The organism is Paenibacillus ferrarius (assembly GCF_002027705.1).
Classification (GTDB): Bacteria; Bacillota; Bacilli; order Paenibacillales; family NBRC-103111; genus Paenibacillus_E; species Paenibacillus_E ferrarius.
Genome location: NZ_MBTG01000034.1, coordinates 115,950 through 137,397 on the forward strand (window position 1 = coordinate 115,950; position 21,448 = coordinate 137,397).

20 protein-coding genes are annotated in these 21,448 nt (G+C 45.2%); 15 read left to right on the forward strand and 5 right to left on the reverse strand.

Features of this window, described 5'->3' with window-relative positions:
* Positions 1–36 precede the first annotated feature (36 nt).
* The 3 genes from BC351_RS28945 to BC351_RS28955 all read left to right on the forward strand — a co-directional run bounded on the left by BC351_RS28945 (position 37) and on the right by BC351_RS28955 (position 3,030).
* Complete coding sequence (locus BC351_RS28945; RefSeq protein WP_079417553.1) at positions 37–1,413, forward strand: sulfatase family protein; 1,377 nt, start codon at positions 37–39, stop codon at positions 1,411–1,413.
* Positions 1,414–1,734: 321 nt separating this feature from the next.
* Positions 1,735–2,334 carry a TetR/AcrR family transcriptional regulator gene (locus tag BC351_RS28950; RefSeq protein WP_079417555.1) on the forward strand — a complete coding sequence of 200 codons (600 nt, stop codon included), beginning with the start codon at positions 1,735–1,737 and terminating at the stop codon, positions 2,332–2,334.
* Between the two features lie 30 nt (positions 2,335–2,364).
* Complete coding sequence (locus tag BC351_RS28955) at positions 2,365–3,030, forward strand: VOC family protein (RefSeq protein ID WP_079417557.1); 666 nt, start codon at positions 2,365–2,367, stop codon at positions 3,028–3,030.
* Positions 3,031–3,369: 339 nt separating this feature from the next.
* Here BC351_RS28955 and BC351_RS28960 read toward each other — a convergent pair whose 3' ends face one another.
* From BC351_RS28960 to BC351_RS42475, 5 genes are read right to left on the reverse strand one after another with little or no spacing between them, the layout of a single operon-like run.
* Entirely contained in the window at positions 3,370–4,137 is a 768-nt protein-coding gene (locus tag BC351_RS28960) for an ABC transporter permease (protein WP_079417559.1), read from the reverse strand.
* Positions 4,138–4,899: an ABC transporter ATP-binding protein gene (locus BC351_RS28965; protein ID WP_079417561.1), complete on the reverse strand. Its 762-nt coding sequence runs from the start codon at positions 4,897–4,899 to the stop codon at positions 4,138–4,140. It lies immediately after the preceding gene.
* Between the two features lie 15 nt (positions 4,900–4,914).
* Entirely contained in the window at positions 4,915–5,781 is an 867-nt protein-coding gene (locus tag BC351_RS28970) for a pentapeptide repeat-containing protein (protein WP_079417563.1), read from the reverse strand.
* 15 nt (positions 5,782–5,796) lie between these two features.
* Complete coding sequence (locus tag BC351_RS28975; RefSeq protein ID WP_079417565.1) at positions 5,797–6,126, reverse strand: PadR family transcriptional regulator; 330 nt, start codon at positions 6,124–6,126, stop codon at positions 5,797–5,799.
* Entirely contained in the window at positions 6,123–6,281 is a 159-nt protein-coding gene (locus BC351_RS42475; RefSeq protein ID WP_158082266.1) for a hypothetical protein, read from the reverse strand. The genes BC351_RS28975 and BC351_RS42475 overlap by 4 nt, the downstream gene beginning before the upstream one ends.
* On the opposite strand from BC351_RS42475, the gene BC351_RS43600 reads away from it, so the two are divergent.
* From BC351_RS43600 to BC351_RS29045, 12 genes are all read left to right on the forward strand, one after another.
* A complete protein-coding gene (locus BC351_RS43600) occupies positions 6,276–6,545 on the forward strand; it encodes a cyclic-phosphate processing receiver domain-containing protein (protein ID WP_341866031.1) in 270 nt (89 codons plus the stop codon). The genes BC351_RS42475 and BC351_RS43600 overlap by 6 nt on opposite strands.
* Positions 6,546–6,757: 212 nt before the next feature.
* Positions 6,758–7,966, forward strand: a complete 1,209-nt coding sequence (locus BC351_RS28985) for a multidrug effflux MFS transporter (protein ID WP_079417569.1) — start codon at positions 6,758–6,760, stop codon at positions 7,964–7,966.
* A gap of 235 nt (positions 7,967–8,201) precedes the next feature.
* The gene (locus BC351_RS28990; protein WP_079417903.1) at positions 8,202–8,966 is read left to right on the forward strand and encodes an SDR family oxidoreductase; all 765 of its coding nucleotides are present in this window, start codon (positions 8,202–8,204) and stop codon (positions 8,964–8,966) included.
* Positions 8,967–9,485: 519 nt separating this feature from the next.
* The gene (locus tag BC351_RS29000) at positions 9,486–10,688 is read left to right on the forward strand and encodes an RCC1 domain-containing protein (RefSeq protein ID WP_079417573.1); all 1,203 of its coding nucleotides are present in this window, start codon (positions 9,486–9,488) and stop codon (positions 10,686–10,688) included.
* Positions 10,689–10,990: 302 nt separating this feature from the next.
* Positions 10,991–11,434 carry a MarR family winged helix-turn-helix transcriptional regulator gene (locus tag BC351_RS29005; RefSeq protein WP_079417575.1) on the forward strand — a complete coding sequence of 148 codons (444 nt, stop codon included), beginning with the start codon at positions 10,991–10,993 and terminating at the stop codon, positions 11,432–11,434.
* The gene (locus BC351_RS29010) at positions 11,431–12,090 is read left to right on the forward strand and encodes an HlyD family secretion protein (protein ID WP_079417577.1); all 660 of its coding nucleotides are present in this window, start codon (positions 11,431–11,433) and stop codon (positions 12,088–12,090) included. Before BC351_RS29005 ends, BC351_RS29010 begins: the two co-directional genes overlap by 4 nt.
* A 9-nt stretch (positions 12,091–12,099) precedes the next feature.
* Complete coding sequence (locus BC351_RS29015) at positions 12,100–13,416, forward strand: efflux RND transporter periplasmic adaptor subunit (RefSeq protein ID WP_079417579.1); 1,317 nt, start codon at positions 12,100–12,102, stop codon at positions 13,414–13,416.
* Between the two features lie 14 nt (positions 13,417–13,430).
* Complete coding sequence (locus tag BC351_RS29020; protein ID WP_079417581.1) at positions 13,431–15,056, forward strand: DHA2 family efflux MFS transporter permease subunit; 1,626 nt, start codon at positions 13,431–13,433, stop codon at positions 15,054–15,056.
* Positions 15,057–15,116: 60 nt separating this feature from the next.
* Entirely contained in the window at positions 15,117–16,865 is a 1,749-nt protein-coding gene (locus BC351_RS29025) for a hypothetical protein (RefSeq protein ID WP_079417583.1), read from the forward strand.
* A gap of 637 nt (positions 16,866–17,502) precedes the next feature.
* On the forward strand, positions 17,503–17,898 hold the full coding sequence (locus BC351_RS29035) for a VOC family protein (RefSeq protein WP_079417587.1): 396 nt from the start codon (positions 17,503–17,505) through the stop codon (positions 17,896–17,898).
* 233 nt (positions 17,899–18,131) lie between these two features.
* Positions 18,132–19,853: a histidine kinase gene (locus BC351_RS29040; RefSeq protein WP_079417589.1), complete on the forward strand. Its 1,722-nt coding sequence runs from the start codon at positions 18,132–18,134 to the stop codon at positions 19,851–19,853.
* The gene (locus tag BC351_RS29045; RefSeq protein ID WP_079417591.1) at positions 19,850–21,445 is read left to right on the forward strand and encodes a response regulator; all 1,596 of its coding nucleotides are present in this window, start codon (positions 19,850–19,852) and stop codon (positions 21,443–21,445) included. Before BC351_RS29040 ends, BC351_RS29045 begins: the two co-directional genes overlap by 4 nt.
* The last annotated feature ends 3 nt before the right edge of the window (positions 21,446–21,448 follow it).

Consider the following 21,448-nt stretch of genomic DNA (forward strand, 5'->3'; position numbering starts at 1 on the left):
AACTACAAAATACATCAAAGGCAGGTTACAAGAACTATGAGAATCCTTTATTTGGATTTAGATTCCTTGCGTCCAGATCATCTCGGCTGCTATGGTTATCACCGTGCGACATCTCCCAACATTGATCGTATCGCAGAAGAGAGTGTACGATTCAACAACTATTACTGCTCCGATGCGCCATGTATGCCATCCAGATCGGCATTAATGTCGGGCAGATTCGGGATTCACACCGGCGTAGTTGGACATGGTGGGACAGCAGCGGATATGAGGCGTGAAGGGATGGAGCGCGGTTTCAGTGATCGCTTGGCGACAGAAAGCCTTCCAGGCGTATTGCGCAAGATTGGCATGAAGACGGCATCGATCAGCACATTCTCGGAAAGACATTCCGTATGGACCTTTAACGCAGGGTTTAATGAAGTATTGAATGTTGGGGGCAGAGGCGGAGAATCTGCTGAACAAGTTTTACCCGTAGCGCTCAAATGGTTAGAAGATAACGCGAAGGCAGATGATTGGTTTTTGCATCTGAATTTCTGGGACCCGCATACGCCATACAGAACCCCGGATCATTTCGGTAACCCGTTTGCGGATCAGCCGATGCCGGCTTGGATTACGGAGGATGTCTTTCAGCAGCACAAGCTCAAAAAAGGGCAGCATAGTATTGAAGATATGAATAAGCTCGCCCAATCGCATTACTATAGACATCCGCGACATAGCGAGATGATTAGGGAACATAATGATTTGAGAGTCATTATTGATAATTATGATGCTGCCATTCGTTATATGGATGAGCATATCGGACAAGTGATTCAGACGCTTGAAAGGCTTGGCGTTCTCGAGGATACGGCAATTATTGTCAGTGCTGACCATGGAGAAAACATGGGGGAATTAGGCATTTATTCCGAACACGGCACAGCCGATCAAGGAACCTGCCGGATTCCGATGATCATCCGTTGGCCAGGTGGTCTGCAAGGAAGCGTAGACGATGGGCTTCACTATCAGTTGGACCTCGCCCCTACGCTGGCAAGCTTGCTTGATGCGTCTAAGCCGGATTCATGGGATGGGTTGAGCTATGCCGATAGTATTACAAAAGGCACGGATACGGGCAGGCCGTACCTTGTCGTGTCCCAGTGCGCGCATGTTTGCCAGCGCAGTGTCAGATTTGAGAACTGGCTGTACATCCGAACCTACCATGACGGACACCATGGATTCCCCAAAGAGATGTTGTTTGATTTGGTTAATGATCCTTACGAGCAGTACAATCTTGCTGAACAAAGAAGCGATATCTGCCTGAAAGCGATCTACTTGCTAAATGAATGGCATGATGACATGATGCTGTCCATGAAAGAGGATACGGACCCATTGTGGACCGTAATGAAAGAAGGCGGTCCTTATCACGCCAAAGAATATGTATAGATTTGAATAAGAACGCTTAGATGGGGCTGCCTCATACGTAGATGTATCTACTTGGCAGCTTCTTTTTCTGTATCCGTAGCTAGGAGGTTTTGCCCCGAGATAAGAGTCTCTAAAGACTTTTATTCGTGAGCAACAGCCGCTTTTTTTGCAAATAGAAGCTCCTAGGGGCTCTTATATGCGAAAATTCACACATCTATAGTTAGACCACCGCGCATTGATTTATATTGAACAAACGGTCAGTCAATGCATTTATTGACTATCCATTCCGTGTTCATTATGATGATGTGTAAAGAGAAAGGATATGTTGAAGGAGTGAGAGAGATGCCGCGAACGCGCGAGGAAAATGACCGAATACGGCAGCTGGCTAAGGAAAACATACGTACAGCAGCAGTGGAGGTTTTTATAGAAAAGGGCTATCATGCGGCATCCATTGATGATGTGGCCAAACGTGCTGGCATTTCAAAAGGCTTATTATACAATTACTTTGCTGGGAAGGCCGATCTCCTAAAGGAATTGGTGCTGAACCGAATCGAAGAAATCGTCCACGTCATGGACGAAGCCATCGCAAAGCCAACTCCAGTTGAGCAACTGACGTACATCGTCGAGCATGCCCTTCTTAATGTGCAGCAGAGGCCAAATGTGTATCGTTTTTATTTGCATATACAAACTCACCCAGAAGCCGACGAAACCGTATCTGCATACAGTCAATTGCTGAAAGATGAAATGGTTCGCCAATCCAAGCTGCAGATTGATATCTTCAAGAAGCTAGGAGCAGCCAATCCCTCTTTGCAGTCGCTTCACTTCTCGACCGCCTTGCATGGCATCATGCTTATGTATGCCACTTATCCGGACAATTTTCCACTGTTGGAATTGAAGTCCGAGATGCTCTCCTCGTTTATAGAGTTAGGTTCCCTTGGTTAAGAATATTTCGAACGAGAGGTGTGATAAATCATGATTTTTGAAGAAGTTAAATTTGAAACAAATTTGTTGAAAGAACTGAAAAATTTCTATATGCACACTTTGGACTTGGAATTAGTAAAAGAAGATAAAAGTTCATTCACAGTTGCAGCTGGTGAAACGAACCTTATCTTTGTACAAACAGATGCAAAAGATGATAGCCCCTTTTACCATTTCGCTTTTAATATTGAAGAGAGCAAATTTAAACTAGCGAAAGAGTATTTAGCAAAGCGGGTAACTTTGTTGCAAAATGAATGTCAGGATGAGTTTGAATTTGTAGATTGGAACGCACATGCGGTTTATTTTTATGACCCTTCAGGGAACATCGTGGAATACATTGCACGCCACAATATGAAAAGTAATTCCAAAGATGAATTTACGAACAACGACATTCTTTGTGTGAGTGAAGTTGGACTACCTGTGCTGGATGTTTCAAGCGCAGCGTCAATCTTAGAATCAGAAATTAATCTTCCTTTATGGAAAGGAAATGGCATCTCTTTTCAGCCTGTTGGTGACGAACAGGGGCTTTTTATTATAGTGAATTCAGAACGTGAATGGTTTCCGACCCATGTTAAAGCTGGAATATTCCCTGTCATGGTGAAAATTAAAGGCAACGATAGACAATTCTCAGTCCCGGATTTGCCTTATCAAATATTTTAGTGATGTTGATGTAAGCGTTTGGACAGCTCAGGATTGAGCTAGTCTAGAACGATAGTTCAATATGAACACCGCGGCAGCCGGCCAGAATGATCGGCTGTTTTTTCGTTGAACTCCATCACAGAGTTCGGTCTTCGGAGATGTTCCTGATGTCCAGTTTATTCAAGCATGTATACGACACTGATTATGAAGAAGGAGACTACAAAAATGAGTCGTAAGGCAAAATAAAAAGCACCACTAGGTGCTTTAAGCTGAGCTGATTTGTCAGCACTTGGGGCTGCGCCAGGATTTTATTGGAGAATCATCGTAATAAATTCTTCACGTATTTTTACCTGTCCTTTTTCACACCCGCTTTTTGTACACCCTCATTGCAAAGAAATAGGCTACGAACAAAATCCCGATGCACCACGCAAGAGCGATCCATATATCATTGCCCACTGGCTGACCAGACAGTAGCGCACGAATGGCTTCCACGATCGAGGTCACCGGCTGGTTTTCGGCAAAGGCTCTAACGACTGACGGCATCGACTCAGTCGGCACAAACGCCGAGCTGATAAACGGCAGGAAAATAATCGGGTAGGAAAAGGCGCTTGCGCCATCCACTGATTTGGCGGACAGTCCAGCAATCGCCGCGACCCAAGTTAATGCCAAGGTAAACAGAGCGAGTATGCCGGCTACTGCAAGCCATGACAGTATCCCAGCCGACGAACGAAAGCCCATAATCAACGCTATGAGAATGATGACGACAACCGATATGGCGTTGGATACCAGCGAGGTCAGAACATGCCCCCACAGTAAGGTGGAACGTGAGATCGGCATGGAGTGAAACCGCTCGAATATGCCCCGTTGCACATCGGTAAACAGGCGGAATGCCGTATAGGATATACCGCTAGCGATAGCAATCAGTAGTATACCAGGCAACAGGTAATTCACATAGTTATCTGTTCCGGTTTGAATTGCACCGCCGAACACATAAACGAACAGCAGCATCATCGCGATAGGCATGATCGTGACCGATATGATGGTGTCCATACTGCGGGAAATATGGCGCATGGAACGCCCAAGCATAACGCCCAAATCGCTGAAGAAATGTTTCTTTACCGTCTCCATTTACTTTGCCTCCTTTGTGCCGACGATTGCGAGGAATATCTCCTCTAATGTCGGCTGTTTTTCTACATACTCCACCTTGGCGGATGGGAACAGCTTTTTTAGATCCGAGAGTGTGCCGCTGGCGATAATTTTGCCTTCATGCAAAATAGCAATTCGGTCGGCGAGCTGCTCAGCCTCCTCCAAATATTGCGTGGTTAGGAGTACCGTCGTGCCACCGTCCGCCAGCTCCTTGACAATTTTCCAAACCTCGATACGTGCCTCGGGGTCAAGTCCAGTGGTAGGCTCGTCGAGAAAAATGATCTGCGGTTTCCCCACAAGGCTCAAGGCGATGTCGAGCCTGCGGCGCATACCACCCGAATAAGTAGACGCCCTGCGGTCGGCTGCGTCTGTCAATCCGAAGCGTTTAAGCAAGTCGTCCGCAACCTGACGCGGATTGTTGAGGTATCGCAGCTTGGCAATCATGATCAGGTTTTCCCGTCCGGTCAAAATTTCGTCCACGGCGGCAAATTGCCCGGTCAGACTGATCGCCTGCCGCACATTCTCGGGGTTTGACGCAACATCGAATCCGTTAACGGTGGCGGTTCCGCTGTCTTGTTTGAGCAGCGTGGTGAGGATTTTGACAACCGTTGTCTTGCCCGCCCCGTTGGAGCCGAGCAGGGCGAAAATACTGCCCTTTTCCACCTCGAAATCAACGCCCTTTAAGACTTGATGCTGCTTGTAGGATTTTTGCAGCCCAATTACTTTAATTGAATTGTTTTGCATAAACTTCCCCCCTCCTTATCGAACTGTAACCTTGGACAAATCGGCCCCCATGCCTTTAAGCGCAGCGTAGGTCAGCTTATCCATGACTGCCTCGTCAAAGCAAATGGTTTTGATGCCACGGTAATACTTATTGGTCAACGAAAAGAACGCCTGAAAAGACACATTCTTGAGTATAGCGCCCTTAAATGAAACGTCGTTTACTGCCGATTTGTCAAACTTAACGCCGATAAAGGTTTGCCCGTCAAAACGCAGCCCGCTTAGATCGGAATATTCGAAGTTCACGCCGTCAAAGATACAACCTGCAAAGATTGTTTTTCTAAGATCAGTCTTGTTTAACGTGACGTCGGTCAGTTTTACACCTGTAAATTTGGCTCCGTCCATCCCCGAAACGCTGAAGTTGGTGCGTACAAGGATTGACTCATTGAAGCTTACATTCGTAAGGTCAGTTGCAGTTAGGGTACAGTCCGTCAGATTAGCGCCGTCAAAATTGGCTTCACGTAAATCACTGGTCTTAAACGAACTTCCGGTCAAGTCAGCACCTGCAAAGTCAGCACCCCGTAACGCGCTAGCATTAAATTGACCTTTATGGGCCTTAACGCCTGCAAAGTCGCTCATTGTCAGGTTGCTTGCGTTAAAGTTTGTCACTACTTGCCGTTCCAGCGAGCGGGAGAGGTTGGCGACCTCCAGGATCGTTTGTTCGATGTCGCCGATAGTCTCAATCGTCATTTTAAAGGCTGCTTCATCGTCTTTGCCTTCTGCTTTGAGTTCAAGGTATCGCTCCTGCAAATCGGAGAGGAGGTCCGCTTTTAATTCGGTGACGCTTTTTACTCCATCGTAGGGCGTAAAAACGCCGTTCAAATAATTCGTCAATTTCTGATTCATCACATCAAATCTCCTTTATAGTAAATTTTCTAACACACGCTTCGAATACTCCCAATTGCTTTTGTTGCGGGCGTAAGTATCCTTGCCTTTTTCGGTAATCCTAAAATACTTGCGCCGTCCTCCCTGAGATTCGTCACCCCAATACCACTCGATATCGCCATCTGTCTCAAGCCGCCGGACACTGGAGTACATCGTGGCTTCCTTTAATTCATACTCGCCGCCCGAGCGCTCGGCAATCAGTTTGACAATCTCGTACCCGTAGCGGTCAGCTTCGGATAAGAGCCGTAAAATCATCGTATCGGTATGTCCGCGCAGCAGGTCGGATGTAATTTTGTTCTCGCTCATATAATCACCTCCGCATCTTCATAATACGACACACTACTATGACTGTCAAGGTAGTATTTCAAATAAAATACTTTGTTCGAAATAACAAAAATATACCGATCCCACTCCGACTTATACATCGGTGTAGGCATCGGTATGAACGTAGTAATTTGCACAATATAACCCTCAACTTCCGAACAGGCGAGGATGAGAACGGAAATGAATTACCTAATGGTTACGATTTTGTTAAATACTTTTGTGAGAATGGTCTAAGGGCAAGCAAAATCTTCCTACATACTGATAATCCAGTGGGTCGAAATAATATGTATGAAACATTGCTAGCGGCACAACGCAGAGGATTTATTGAAGAGGATATTGAGATCTACCATTATCCAATCACTGCAAACAAGTATTCAGGAGATGATCACTCGTTGCTTTAACGATAAACTATGCCGATGCAGATAAGCGTATATTAGGGTGCAGCTTCCACATTTAAATTGTTGTCGAAATCTGTACAGTTATGATAGGATAAAAAACAGACTCTTTGCTTCGAAATGTGCAAGCCGAATTCGAATCTTGTGCCAATTCGAAAGCGACAAATAGAGATTAAGAGTCATGGATATGGAATGAAGAATAGGAGACCCTCATTATTATGACCAACAAGAACAATCAGCATGTGTTTAGACTTGCTTTACTGCTTGGTTTATTTTCGACACTCGGGCCTTTTACTATTGATATGTACTTACCCGCGTTCCCGGAGATTGTGAAGCAATTCGATACGACAGCTTCGCTGGTGCAGCTCAGCCTGACTGCTTGTTTGCTCGGGCTCGGCATTGGTCAACTCGTCATGGGTTCGCTGAGCGACGTCTATGGTAGACGCAATCCGCTGCTTATCTCCATGGTTGTTTATGTCATAGCCTCGCTAGCATGCGCATTCTCACCCAATATCGGCCTGTTGATCGCATGCCGGTTCGTGCAGGGTTTTGCCGCTTCGGCGGGCATTGTCATTTCCCGCGCGATCGCACGTGACTTATACAGCGGTCACGAGCTTACCAAATTTTTCTCGCTGCTGCTGCTTGTTGGCAATTTGGGTCCGCTTGTGGCACCAGTTACTGGCAGCGGGATTCTTTCATTCACGACTTGGGTCGGCGTATTCATAGCGCTGGCACTGCTGGGGATCTACCTATTGACGATGACAAAATGGAAGCTGCAGGAGACATTGCCATCTGATCGCCGCAAGCCTAGCAATTTCATGCAGCAGCTGCGGAATTACGGATCGCTTTTGCGTGATCGGAAGTTTGTCGGCTATATGCTGGCACAGGGCATTATGATCGCGGGGGTCTTCGCGTATGTTTCGGGAACGCCCTTTATTTATCAAAATATTTATGGAGCTTCGCCGACCGTATTTGCTCTTTTGTTCGGATCGAACGGGATCAGCCTGATCATCGGTTCCCAAGTGGTCGGGCGGATGTCGCATCGCGTATCCGAACAAGCCTTTATGTTATTCGGCTTATGGCTTGCTTGTTTGGCAAGTGTCGCTGTCTTAGTGGTGGCTATCGTCCATGGACCGCTTTTCGCTTTGGTGATTCCGCTATTCTTCTTCGTAGCGGCAATCGGCATTACATCCACGGCGGCATTCCCGCTGGCGATGGAGAGCCAGGCTCAAATGGCGGGCAGTGCAGCTGCGCTGCTTGGTGTCATTCCCTTCTTGCTCGGAGCGATTGTCTCGCCGCTAGTGGGCATCGCGGGTGAAGACACTGCCGTTCCGCTGGGCGTAATTATATTATTGACGAGCGTTGCTGCAATGCTGTCTTACTTCTTTCTAGTAAGAAGAAGCACGCGCGGAGCAGGCTCAAATTAGCAGCATGTGATAATGGGAAAACAGGGAAAACCTAGAAAACCAGTCTGACACTGTAACTTAGTGTTGGACTGGTTTTAATTTTTTATGTTTGCAATAAGTTCTATACCTCCCCTTGGACAAAGAGGGATCGTACTTTGAAGTATTATGGATGAATGTCCTGAATGAGAGAGCAACATTACAAATGTTGAGCCGTGATATAACTATATTTGAATTCGGACAAGGAGATGAAAAAAGCATGAACAAGTTAACAGGTAAAATCGCTTTAATAACCGGAGCGAGCCGAGGAATTGGCCGCAGCATCGCATTGCGTCTGGCACAAGAGGGTGCATTCGTCGTCGTGCACTATGGAAAAAGACGGAGTGAAGCGGAGGCAGTTGTTCTCCAGATCGAGCAAAGCGGGGGGAACGCGATTGCAATTGGTGCTGATTTGAGCACTCTCGATGGCATTCATGATTTATTTGCGGCACTGGATAATGGTATTCGGGAACGTACAGGCGGCAGCGGATTCGATATTCTTGTCAACAATGCTGGAATCGGTCAAATCGTTAACCTAGAGGACACAACGGAAGAATCTTTTGATGAAGTCATGAAGATTAACGTCAAAGCACCGCTTTTTGTTACCCAGCAAGCTCTACCGCGTCTAAAAGACGGAGGGCGCATTATTAATATTTCATCCTTTGTGACGCGAGTGGCCTCTCCAAGTGTGTTCACCTACAGCATGTCGAAAGGGGCCATCGACACATTTACGCAGCTTCTGGCCAAACAACTGGGTAGCCGCAACATTACAGTTAACGCCGTTCAGCCCGGCATTATTAATACAGAGATGAATGCGGGGACGTTGCAAGATCCCAGTGGACAAAAATATGCAGCTGGTCTTTCAACTTTCAAAAGATGGGGAGAACCCGAGGATGTTGCGGATATTGTTGCCTTTCTCGCTTCGCCGGACAGCCGTTGGATAACCAGTCAATTGCTTGATGCAAGCGGTGGATCTCACCTATAAGCAAGCTCAGGCTGCATAAGACTTCCGTTGTTACTTATATCTGTAGGTGGATACAAGATTAATAAAATCAATCTGTGGATGGACTAAATTTTATTGGTATTTGCCTTATACTTGCCTCATGAAGCAATCCAAGGAGGCAGGAGAATGAGCAGGAGAGAGCGAGGAAGATGGCTTAGCGGGAAAAAGAAATCCGATCCCGGAGCGGAAAGCCATGCATGTCCGAAATGCGGATCACCCAGCCTTGCGGACGAGAAAAAGGGCTTTAATGTCCGCAGAAGCTTAAGGGGTGTCGTCCGGTTCGGAGCTCCCGGAATGCTTGCCGGGTTAGTGGGAAGAAATGACACCATTACAAAGTGTCTCTCTTGTGGACACCAGTGGCAGGACATGATATATGATTAAAACCTGATACCAAGATATTTTCCTTTTTATGTATTAAAAGGAGAAACTTTCTTTGCTGGAACGCGTCTGATATAGGTAACCGATTGTAAATTGGTACAACTAGACGTGGAGGTTTGTATAATGAAATTATTTTTGTTGGCAAATAGGATGGCCAAATCTGCGGCATCCTTGAGCCTCGTAATGGTTTTGTCGTTATTCGCCGGGGCATCGCCTTCCGTGCAAGCTGAAGTCACAACGCCTGTGACAGTCGGCACTAAAGCAGTGCATATAACTGATGTAGGCAATCTTCCATATGTACTGGACGATAAAGGTGACGTTTGGGGCACCTCCATTTCATCGCGTGCGTATAGGATGGATCTTATTCGCGACCCAGGCCATCTGGAGAAAGTGGAGGGCTTGAACAAGATCACAAGCATCGCTGCTAATGTGAACTCTGCATTTGCTTTAAAAGAAGACGGTACAGTGTGGAATGTTGAATACATAGAGTCATCCACGAGCGCCGAAAAAGACAAATGGGGGATGAGAACTCCAAAATTGTTGACCCAAGTTCCCAAGTTGGAGAACATTGTGATAATTGAACCGTACAGGGCTGTCGATAAGGACGGTAGACTCTGGATATGGAAAGATATACCTAGTTTTTGGAAAACTGACGACTGGGAAAAGTTTCATCCATCCTTGCAGACAGAACCAGTACTAGTCAACGGAATCGACCATATTAAAGATCTAACAGGCGCAACGATTCTCAAGGACGATGGAACGATTTGGACTTGGGAATGCGGCCTCAGGGGTTGTGATATGTTCAACGTGATGCGCTCCAACAATCCGATACAGATTCAAGGGCTCACAGACATCGTGAAGCTAGGTCACGGTTCTTCCGCTGATCAGCTTGGTCTGAAAAAGGATGGCACCGTGTGGATCTGGGGAGGCGGTTCTCTGTCGAATCCAAAATATGATGGCTCCGGAATAGATGAGCCGCCAGCCCCGATAGATGGTTTGACCGATATTATTGATATGTCTATAAACAGTGATCACATTTTAGCGCTGAAGAAAGATGGAACTGTTTGGTCTATGGGGAATTTTCCACGAGATCATGTACTTGATGTGGGGAATAAGAGAAATTATCGACCTCTTTACCAAGTGGAGGGTTTAGCGGACGTTACTACTGTATTTGCGGGTTATAATACGGATGCTGTCATCAAGAAAGACGGTTCCTTATGGATGTGGGGCTTTGATCTGCATGGACTGTTTGGATCGGAATGGTCTCTCCAATTATCACCCGTACAAGTAGAAGTGAAACCTATCCCAAGTACATCCCGACACTGAGATAAGGGCAGGCAGCTTGTTTGTTTAACAGGAAACAGGAAACATTAGCTAAATAAGATCAGGAGAAGGCTGCCGACAGCATAAGATCGGCAGCCTTCTCTCGAAATAACCATCATTTTAGGACAGAACATGGAGTCGGAAGCGATAGCTTGCGACTATTTTGTAGTCACAAATAATTCATAAAGTATATATTTCCAAAGTCATAGATGCGTGTTACGATCAATACAATATTTATATTTCGCATGCGAAACATTTGTATTCGAAATATTTATTTTTATTACTTTTTTTAAGGAGGAAGTGGTTTGGAAGAAGTTAGAGATCTTGTGGCTGAATTTACGAGGCTGCACAAGCTGCGCGTATCTTTAATGTATCGGGAACTCCAACGGGAAGAGTTAACGGGACCACAGTTGTTTATTTTAAGAGAATTGTTTATGAATGAACCAAGAAAGCTTGGGGATCTCGCCCAATCCGTGCAGCTCAGCAATAGTACGGTTTCCGGTATTGTGGATCGGCTGGAACGTGATGGGATGGTTGAACGCAAAAGAGATAAACAGGATCGAAGAATTGTCTGGATTGGTACGACAGATTTCTGTCAACAGATGAAGAAAACGAAGCTTGAGACGATTACCAAAGAGTTCTACACAGGTTTGGAGACAACATTTACAGTCGAGCAGATTGCGACATGTAAAGAAGTGATCGGAATACTCATTGAACATTTGGAGAAAAAGCTGGAGGGAACGAAATGAAACGTAAATTGGTTCTAATTATTATTCTAGCTGTTATGGTTATTAGCGGGGCCAGTATTGGAGGATATTACTGGTATCAGGGCGCTAATTATATAGCAACAGACAATGCCCGTCTAGCGGGAGATATTTACCGTGTTATGCCTCGAATTGCAGGCAAAATTAATACGCTGGGCATCAAAGTAGGCGATACGGTTGTGGCTGATCAAATTGTCGGACAGCAAGATATTACGAATTTATCGAATAGTTTGCTTGATCAAGCGACTTTGCGCACTCCGATCGGAGGCACTGTGATTCAAACGGCTGCGAAAGTTGGCGAAGTAGTCGCTCCCGGGCAATCAGTCGCAATGATTGTGGATAAGAGCGCCTTATACGTTTCGGCAGATATTGATGAAACGAAGATCAAAAAGATACATGTTGGACAGTTGGTAACGTTTGACGTGGATACATACGGTGCAACAGAGTTCCAGGGGAGAGTAACGGAGATTGGTCAAGCCACAGCGTCTACTTTCTCATTGCTTCCGACAACGGGCTCAAGCGGGAACTTCACAAAAGTTACCCAGCGTTTGAATGTAAAAATATCTATTGACGATCATAAGGGATTGGATCTGGCGCCAGGCATGAATGCTTCGATCAAAATCCATATCAAAGGGGAGTAAGGATTACCCATGAAAAAACATCTTAACGTCGTTATATCTTTAAGTGTTCTGGCTGGTTCCCTTATGCTTATCAGCGGTTGCAGTTCTTCACAAACCAGCGCTGCGCAATCAACAACGCCTTCAGTCAAAGTGATTACGATCGGCAGTACGAATGCAGCTGGGGCGAGCGGTAAATTAGCGGCAGACCAAACGGTTCAAGTCGTGTCCAAAATAGCAGGTAAAATCACTTCTGTTGCTGTAGATGAAGGTGCGAAAGTCAAGAAGGGCGATCTACTTGTCCAACTCGATACCGAAGATTTAAGCCAGCAGTTGGATCAAGCACAAGCCGGACTGACGGCTTCGCAGGCGAAATTGGCAGATACGGCAGCAGGCGCGCGCTCACAGGATTTGCAAGCGGCAGGTGCGGCAGTTGAGCAAGCCAAAGCGGCAATCAATCAAGCCAAAGCTGGAGTATCGCAAGCGAAAGCAGCTTATGATCTTGTGACCAAAGGGTACAATCATGCGAAAAACTTCTATGATCAAGGCGATGTGAGCACCGACGATCTGGATAAAGCGACAATGGATTATGAAAAAGCAAAAGCAGCTTATGATTCTGCTGTATCGCAGCAGCAAGGAGCGAACGCTCAATTGACTGCCGCAGAGGCTAAGCTGAGTTTGGCCAAAGAAGGCGCGACAGCCAATACGTTGGAGCAATTGCAAGCCGATGTCTCGGCGAAGCAAGCCGCTTTGACGCTAGTTCAGAATGCGGTGAAGAATGCTGGGGTAGTTTCGCCAATTGATGGTGTTATTGTAAAGAAGAATGTCAATGTAGGAGAAATGGCCCAAGCAGGAGCAGCGTTATTGACGGTTGTAAACATAGATCAAGTGAAAGTGGAAGTCAGTGTTCCTGAAGGAATGGTCGGCTCCATTAAACAAGGAGCGAAAGGAACCGTGACGGTACCTAGCATTCCAGGTAAAACGTTCGAAGGCACCATTACATTCGTTAGTCCGGTTTCGGATACGAATAACAACACCTTCCCTGTTAAGTTAACGGTGGGCAATCCTGATGGATCCTTGCATGCGGGAGCTGTCGCCAGTGTTGCTTTTGGAGCAAGCAGTGCCGATAATCGCGTTGAAATACCGAAAGCCGCCCTTTTGCAAAAAGACGGCAAGACAGTCGTTTATAAGATTAGCGGTGATACCGTTCATCCTGTAGAGCTGCAGACAGAAGATAAGAACCAAGATTGGGTATACCTCAAAGGGGATGCGGCAGTGAAACCCAATGATAAGATCGTCTTGAATCCAAGCGATAAGCTAACAGATGGTACCAAGGTTCGTGCCGAGTAAAGGAGGCTGCAAGGATGTCATCAGCAACGACAGCAGCGGCTACCCCCGAAGTTGAGAAACAAGAGGAGAAAATAACAGGTTACCAATGGTTAGCTCTACTAGTGCTCATTCTGGGAACGTTTCTCGCCATTTTAGATAACAGTTTGATGAATGTGGCTATACCAAAGCTGATGGCCGTGTTTGGCTCTACGTCGACAGAAATTGAATGGGTTGTTACGGGTTACATGCTCGCTTCAGCCGTTGTTGTACCCATGGGCGGGTTTTTATCGGATCGATTCGGTTACAAAACAACTTTTCTGACGACGGTAATTGCCTTTGTTATTGGCTCCATTTTGTGCGGGATAGCTTGGAGCGACACGAGTCTCATCGTTTTTCGAATTATTCAAGGACTTGGCGGAGGTTTCATCATGCCTGTCGGTATGGCGATGCTCTACCAGATTATGCCGCGCAGCAAAATTCAAGTTGCGATGGGAATCTGGGGGATTGCCGCTATGGCGGCTCCTGCCATGGGACCTACGTTAAGCGGATATTTAGTTGATAACTTTAGCTGGCGTTATTTATTTTACATCAATGTTCCAATTGGAATTATAGCTGTAACGCTTGGATTCATTATTTTGAAAGAGACACCCAAGCGAGCAGGGCTCAAATTTGATTATGTCGGCAGTATTTTATGCATGATTGTGTTCAGCACCCTGCTTCTGGCATTAACAGACGGTCAAAGCGACGGATGGACCTCACTCTACATTGTCAGCTTGTTTTTCATTTCTATCTTTAGTTTTATCCTATTGATTTGGGTGGAGCTTGGCAAAGATAATCCCATCATGGATTTCCGGTTGTTCAAGAACCCCATTTTCACGCTAAGTTTGGCTGCTTCGAGCTTTGTTATGATTTCCATGCAGGGCGGTATTTACATGATGCCGATTTTTATGCAAAATGTCACGGGCTTAACGCCTATGCAAACGGGATTGGTTATGATGCCGCAGTCCATTGCGATGGCTTTCATGATGCCCGTTGCAGGAAAACTCGTTTCCAAATACGGTGTGGTTCCGCTTGGCATATTAGGCTTAGCCATTATTGGTTGTACGACCTTAGAACTGCATGTGCTCTCTCAACAAACTTCTACGCATTGGATCAGCGGTTTGCTCATTATCCGCGGTATTGGCATTGGCTTATGTATGATGCCGTTATCTTCAGCGGGAATGAACACTTTGCCTAATCATCTGATTGGCAGGGCGTCCTCGGTATCCAATGTTATCCGTAATGTCATGGCATCGCTGGGTATTGCGGTGTTGACCAGCAATATGAATAATCAAGCGACACAATATGGAGCCAGATTCAATGAGTCCATATCTACGATTTCACCGGCGTATACGGATCTTCAGACGAACGTCGTAAATCGTTATTTGGAACTTGGGACAGATGCAAGTTCTGCGGCCGGTGGTGTGGTTGGTGTATTATACGGACTGGTGCAAAAAGAAGCTTTGACAAGAGCGATTGCCGACACGTTGATGCTTTCAGCAATACCTGCGTTCATTGCCATTGTTTTAGTCTTTTTCATGAGACAGAAAAAGAAAAAGAACGCAGCAGCTGAGGAAAGCGCCAATTCGGATGCTCAGCACCATGTCATGATTGAAATGTAAATGAAAGCGGAGAGACTTTGATCTACGATCAAAGATCCGTATTTATGGAGGAAATGAACGATGAGAATCCAATTCAAACAGATAGCTATGACATTCGTATTGTCTTCCTCTTTGCTAATTTCGGGGATTCCTGCTTTAGCAGATCAAGGAGATGCAGCAACTGCAACTGGAAATGCAGCTGTAGTTCATCAAATAAGTGATAACCTTCAAGTAACGGTGGAGGGTGTTTATAATGAGAAATCGGCGAACGGCGTGCGTATCGGCGCTGTTATCCGAGTCAATAACACTAGCGGTCAAACGCTGCGTATTCCTGATTATGAGCTTAGAGTAACGACGACAGATGGTATTGTTTATAGCTTGCGTGCAAGCAGTGGGAATGCACGTGGAGTGCAGCCCGATTCGGAAGTCAAGTTGACTTATTTCAAAGTAGTTAACCGACAAACAGAAGTGAATTTGAGCAATCTCTCCCTTGTTGATGTGAACTATAATGTGTATCCGAAGCAGGAGACCGTATTGCTTAAGACTCCGTTAGACGGAGCGGTATGGAATGACAATCATGGAGAGTTCAAAGATGCGTCGCTGATGAAGAAGTGGGGGGAAATCTTCACTATACCGACACTGGATTCACCGCTGCAATACAAAACGGTGGATATTACGAAAAGCAACAGCAATGATGGCGTTGTGTATGTCGTGAAACTCTTGGTTTCCAACCCGAGCGATCAAGCTGAAACGGTGCCAATGCTGGAATTGGACGGGAAGTCCAAAACCAATGTATATGCCGGCAAACAGGTAGAGACAGACGCTGTGAAGCTTGATGCAGGCGAGAGCAAATATGTGCATTATGCTATTCGCGCGGACATGGATACTGTACTGGACAGTGTTAATATTCTGACCTCGGAAAGCTTTACACAAGCCGATGCGGCTGGCAACGTGAAGACCTCGTCTTTCCATATTGGTAAGCTGAATGTAGGCTTGCCTAGTACGAAGACCGCGGTGGGCAGCTATAGCTATGGCACTCCGATTGCCTTCGAGAAATGGAACAACGTCATTAATCAGGATCTGGACGTTGCCTTGGCGGAGCTTCATATTGCAGATAACCAAGACCAGGGAAGCAAGCTGGCTTTTGCCAAATTTACATTGACGAATAAGGGATTAAGTGATATTCCTGTTCCAGCCTTCCAAACGCTGTTGTCGAGTTCAACAGGTTTTGATTACACAGGATCTAGACAAAGTAACGTGCAGAAGTCTATTTCCCCTGGAACATCGACGGTTGTTAGTTATGCCTTTGTATTGCCTGTCGCTGAAACTAGTGATACATTCACGATGAAAGTGCAAAATGTAATCAATGCGGAAGCAAGCGGAGAAACGACGCCAACCTTCAAATCAACGATTGCTTCCTATCAGGTGACAGCACAAGGTCAAGACGACAGACATAAAATATCGTTATTTCCATACACAGTAAATATTAAAGATTATTATTTGGGTCAGATTGTGTCCCCAGGACAGACAATTGCAATCAATTATACGTATAAATTGCAATTATTTATGGATCTCATTCGCGATCCGAAAGTGTTGGTAGACAACAACTTCTCGAAGTTGAAATTTGAACTCGTGGATTCTTCCGGAAGTATCCTAGGTTCCAAGGCATTCCCGTTCACGGGCACCGACCGTTTAGTGAATGGGAAGCAGACGCTAACGTTTAGCAATCTGACTTCAGATCAAATTCAAAGCAATGTCATTGTTAGAGTATATGAATCATTGAATACCCCTTCAGGTGAAGTGGATCGTCTGATTGCAGAGTTAAAATAACTAACGCTAGCACAACAAGAAGAGGGTGTCCCAAAGCCATGAAAATGGCTGGGGCACCTTCTTTGTGTTAGCGGGCAGACCTTGATGCCATATGGAAGGAAATTGAAGTTGTTCTGAAGAATTAAGGAATAACAACTTTCACAAAAAGCGGGGATCAATCTGAATAGGAATATTCCAAATAAAATACATATCATAGGTTCAGTCGGGAGCGGAAAAACAACACTTGCTAGAAATTTATCCCGTAAGATCAGTGTTCCGTATTATGAATTAGACAACGTGGTTTGGAAAAGGCATAAATCTGAAGACATAAGAAGATCTGACGCGGAACGAGATGAGTGCTTAGACCGTATAATTCGTTCTGACCGATGGATTATAGAAGGCGCTCATACCGAAAAAGCCAACTATACACCAAGCTTTCATATTTTTATGAAGATGTTCAAATGGAATACAGGATTCGAAAAACAAAGTAAACCGATGATTTTGAATATGCTCCGTCAGGATAACATCAAGTCTTTGATAGTAAAGGATAATCGTAGGATTAATCTGTAATTTTTTGATTTCCTTTGTCGATTCCACCATTGTTCATTCGTCGTATTCATGAAAGAACAATTTCAAGTGGAAAGGTTGTTGAATTTTTATGGGAGCACAAGTTCACACTTATTTGATGTCGGAGGATGCCAGAGGTCAGGCGAATTTTTATATGGAGTCGCTTGGTGGCGAAATTCAGTTTCTGACCACATTCGGCGAGACGCCGGGAATACCCGATGCGATGAAGGATAAGGTCATGCATTTGGCTTTGACAGTGGCGAGTACGAATACATTAATGATGTCTGATTCATTTGAGAGGGTCTCGTACAACCGCAACATCTGCCTTGCTCTGAACTATGACGATGAGTCAGAAGCCAGAACGGCATATGCCAAACTAAGCGAAGGCGGCGAAAGCAAGTACCCTCTCGCTCTGCAGCCATGGGGGGCTTATTATGGGGAAGTCGTAGATAAATTCGGTATCACGTGGATGATTACTAAACAGTAAGTTATCGGATGGAGGGCTGCCGCGTGGCGACCAGTATTACAAAGGAATATATGGATACGAATCCGCCTTTTATGCTGATCGATTAGGAAATTAAATATAACCGTGTTTAATCATTAAACAGCACCTAGTTATATACGTAATGTGTAAGCTATAATACTACATATATAATTGCTAATGGCAACCGTTCGGTGGACGGTTGCCATTGCCCATTGGATTCAAAGGGGGAAAGAGGGATGACCATACACAAAAGGCAGTTATTTTTCTCTTTGCGTCTAAAGTTTTTACTCGTTTTTACGTTGTTTATTGTGGCCCCCATTTTATTAATGTTATATCTGTACTTCGTTCAATCTGACAAAATATTTATGAAACAAATGACGGACACACAAACCCAGGTTCTAAAGCGGGTTACGGACCGAGCTGACGACATGCTCAATCGGACTTTAAATGTTTCGAATTTGCTCACTAATGACTATGATGTTCTGCAATTGCTAAGAAGTTCGGGGCAGTCGGACTTAGATGATTATCCAACCTACCAGAGGGTAATTGGGCTACAGAACAAGATGGACAACCTGATCTCCTATATTCTGGACAACCATGCCATAGTTGCGGTTTATGGATTTAATGGCAGCATGTATGCGACCAATCAAGACGAACAGATTCTTAAAGTGATGCCCGATTATGTGAAACAAGCCAAAGACAAAAATGGAGCTCCTGCTTGGGACGTGAACCCTTCTTTGAAAGTGAAAGGCCTTGAAGGGAACCAAGAAGGGGGCTTTATTACTATGGTCCGATTAATTAAGGGGGAGACGACAAAGGGGTATGGTTTGGTCTTTATCGCCTTTCCAATCAAGGAAATGTTTCTCGTGTCCAATGGTTTAGAGGAGGATTCACCTGCCCAATTCCTAATATCCGATAACAACCGCTTGCTGTGGGGGCGGAATGAATTGTGGAACAGGACGGAATCCGGAGATGAAGCATCCACATTTGCACAAACCTTAAAAGCTACTGGCTGGCAATTGCGATGGATCCCCATGCAGGAGCAATGGGTGCAGCAGTTGAAAAACGTACGCACTGCAACGACATGGAGTGTTATCGTAGTATTCGCGTGCTTTCTTTTCATCTATGTCTTATTTACCCTGCGTTTGATGAAGCCTATTCGCTCTCTCGTGCAGGCAATGGGGAAGGCAGCATCAGGAAATTTCGAGAAGCCCGCTTTGGCAGGAGGAAACGATGAAATTGGACTGCTGAACCACCATTTTAACCGTATGCTGTCAAGTTTGAAGGAAATGGTTACGACACTCCGCGAAGAGCAGCAGCTTAAAGAGGAAGCGAGATTTCATGCCCTGCAAGCCCAAATTTCTCCTCATTTCTTATTTAATGCCCTGAATTCTATTAAGTGGCTGGCTTTATTTTCGGGTGCCAAAAACGTTGGGGATATGATTACGTCCCTGGGTATTATGCTGAGCTACAGTATGAAGCAGGAGAACGAAGTTGTTACATTGCGAGATGAGCTTGATTTTATACAGCATTATTTTTCGCTGCAAAAAATCCGGTTTAACGATAACATAGAATTGTCGATCCATGTCGATGAAAGTCTATTGTCGGCGTGCATGCTTAAATTCACCCTTCAGCCTATTGTGGAAAACAGTATAATCCATGGGAATCGTATGCCTCTAAGCATCCATATTGCGGCTTATCAGGAAGATGACTTATTGTTTGTTACGATTACAGATAATGGACAAGGGCTGTCTGAGCGAAAGCTTGCAGCCGGCGCTACGGAGGAATCCGATCCCATCAGACAAGGGAAATATAGTGGAATTGGACTTGAAAATGTTCAAAGTCGGATTCGGATGCATTTCGGGGAACCCTATGGATTATTTATGCGCAATGGCACGGATGTTGGAGCGGAGACGGTTATTAAGCTGCCTTGGAACAGGATGGAGGATCCAGAATGACCAAGCTTTTATTAGTGGAAGATGAATTTCTGGTGAGGCTCGGACTCAAGACGTTTATTCCTTGGGAGGAATTTGGTTTTGAATTGATCGGCGAGGCGGTGGATGGATTAGATGCGCTTGCCATTCTGGCCGAAAAGCCATGTGACCTCTTGATTACGGACATTTCCATGCCGAATATGGATGGAATCACGTTAATGGAACGGGTGAAGGAGTTATATCCGCACATCAAAATTTTAATTTTATCCAATTATAATGATTTTGAGTATGTAAGGCGGGCCTTGCAGTTAGGTGCTTCCGACTATATTTTGAAGCTGACCATGCAGCCGGATGATCTTCAAACCAAGCTGCAGCAAATGCAAGAGGAAATCGAGAATGAGCGTAAAAAACAGGAGGAAACAATACTGCTTAATCGGACAGCGGTTCAATTTCGCCAAGAAATAACCATTGAAAAACATTTGCGTGATCTCATGACCATGCAGTACTCGAAGCGGGAAGCGGATGATCTCTCAGAGGAATATGCGAATTTACTTCCCTCATTTCCATGGACGTTTTCGATGATGAAAATCGACCGATACGAGGCGGTTGTAGATGAGAATCGTTTCAAGAGTGAAAAGCTGCTGCACTTTTCCGCGTTGAATATCCTTCGGGAAGTTATGCGCAAATATATGGGTGGACACATTGTGGAACTAGGTGGGGGACGTTTCGGCATGATATCTGGTACAGGGGCTGAAACGATGCTTCAGGAGATGACGGAATGTATACAACGCTATCTCAAACTGTCTGTCTATTTCGGTACGTATTCCCCAGTTGAACGAGCATACGACCTGTATGAAGCTTGTAGATTTGCCGAAGAAGCGCTTTTGGAGAGATTTTACAATGACTTGAATCGTGTCATTCCTTATAGAGCGCAAATGTTTGCTCACCAAGCTTTACCCATCTCGTCACAGGATGAATGGCTGGATATGATGGCTCGGCAAGACATAGAATCGCTTCAGAATGCCATAAGAAATATGGCGGACGCTTATTTGGATGACGGTGCACCCAGACTTTATCCCGAATTAGCCAGAGAACGTTGGCTGCATATTGTACATCTATTCGAGCTGCATCTTCAACATAAAGGAGGGGACCTTTACTCGATTGAGTCTTACGAAGGAAATTATCCTCATCATATGGTTAGGACAGCGGAATCCATACAACAAATAAGTGAGTGGTTGGTTGGCTGGATCTCAGTCTTTTTCGAGCATTTGCGCTCATGCGTGGTTCATCAACCTCGTCCGGAAATTAGGACCGTGCAAAGGATGATCGAAGAAAAGTACAGCACCTCCTTTAAAATGTCCGACTTGGCCAAAGAAGTTAATTTTACGGAACCGTATTTAAGCTCCTTATTCAAGAAGGAAACTGGCGAAACGATGATCGACTACATGATCCGTATACGAATGAAGAAAGCCAGAGAACTGCTTAAGGATCCCAATGTTAAAATTTATGAAGTTGCCGACGCAATCGGCTATTCGGACCCTAATTATTTCGCTAAGTTGTTCAAAAAGATTGAAGGCATATACCCGCAAGAATATCGTAAGCGTTATATTCACTAAAAT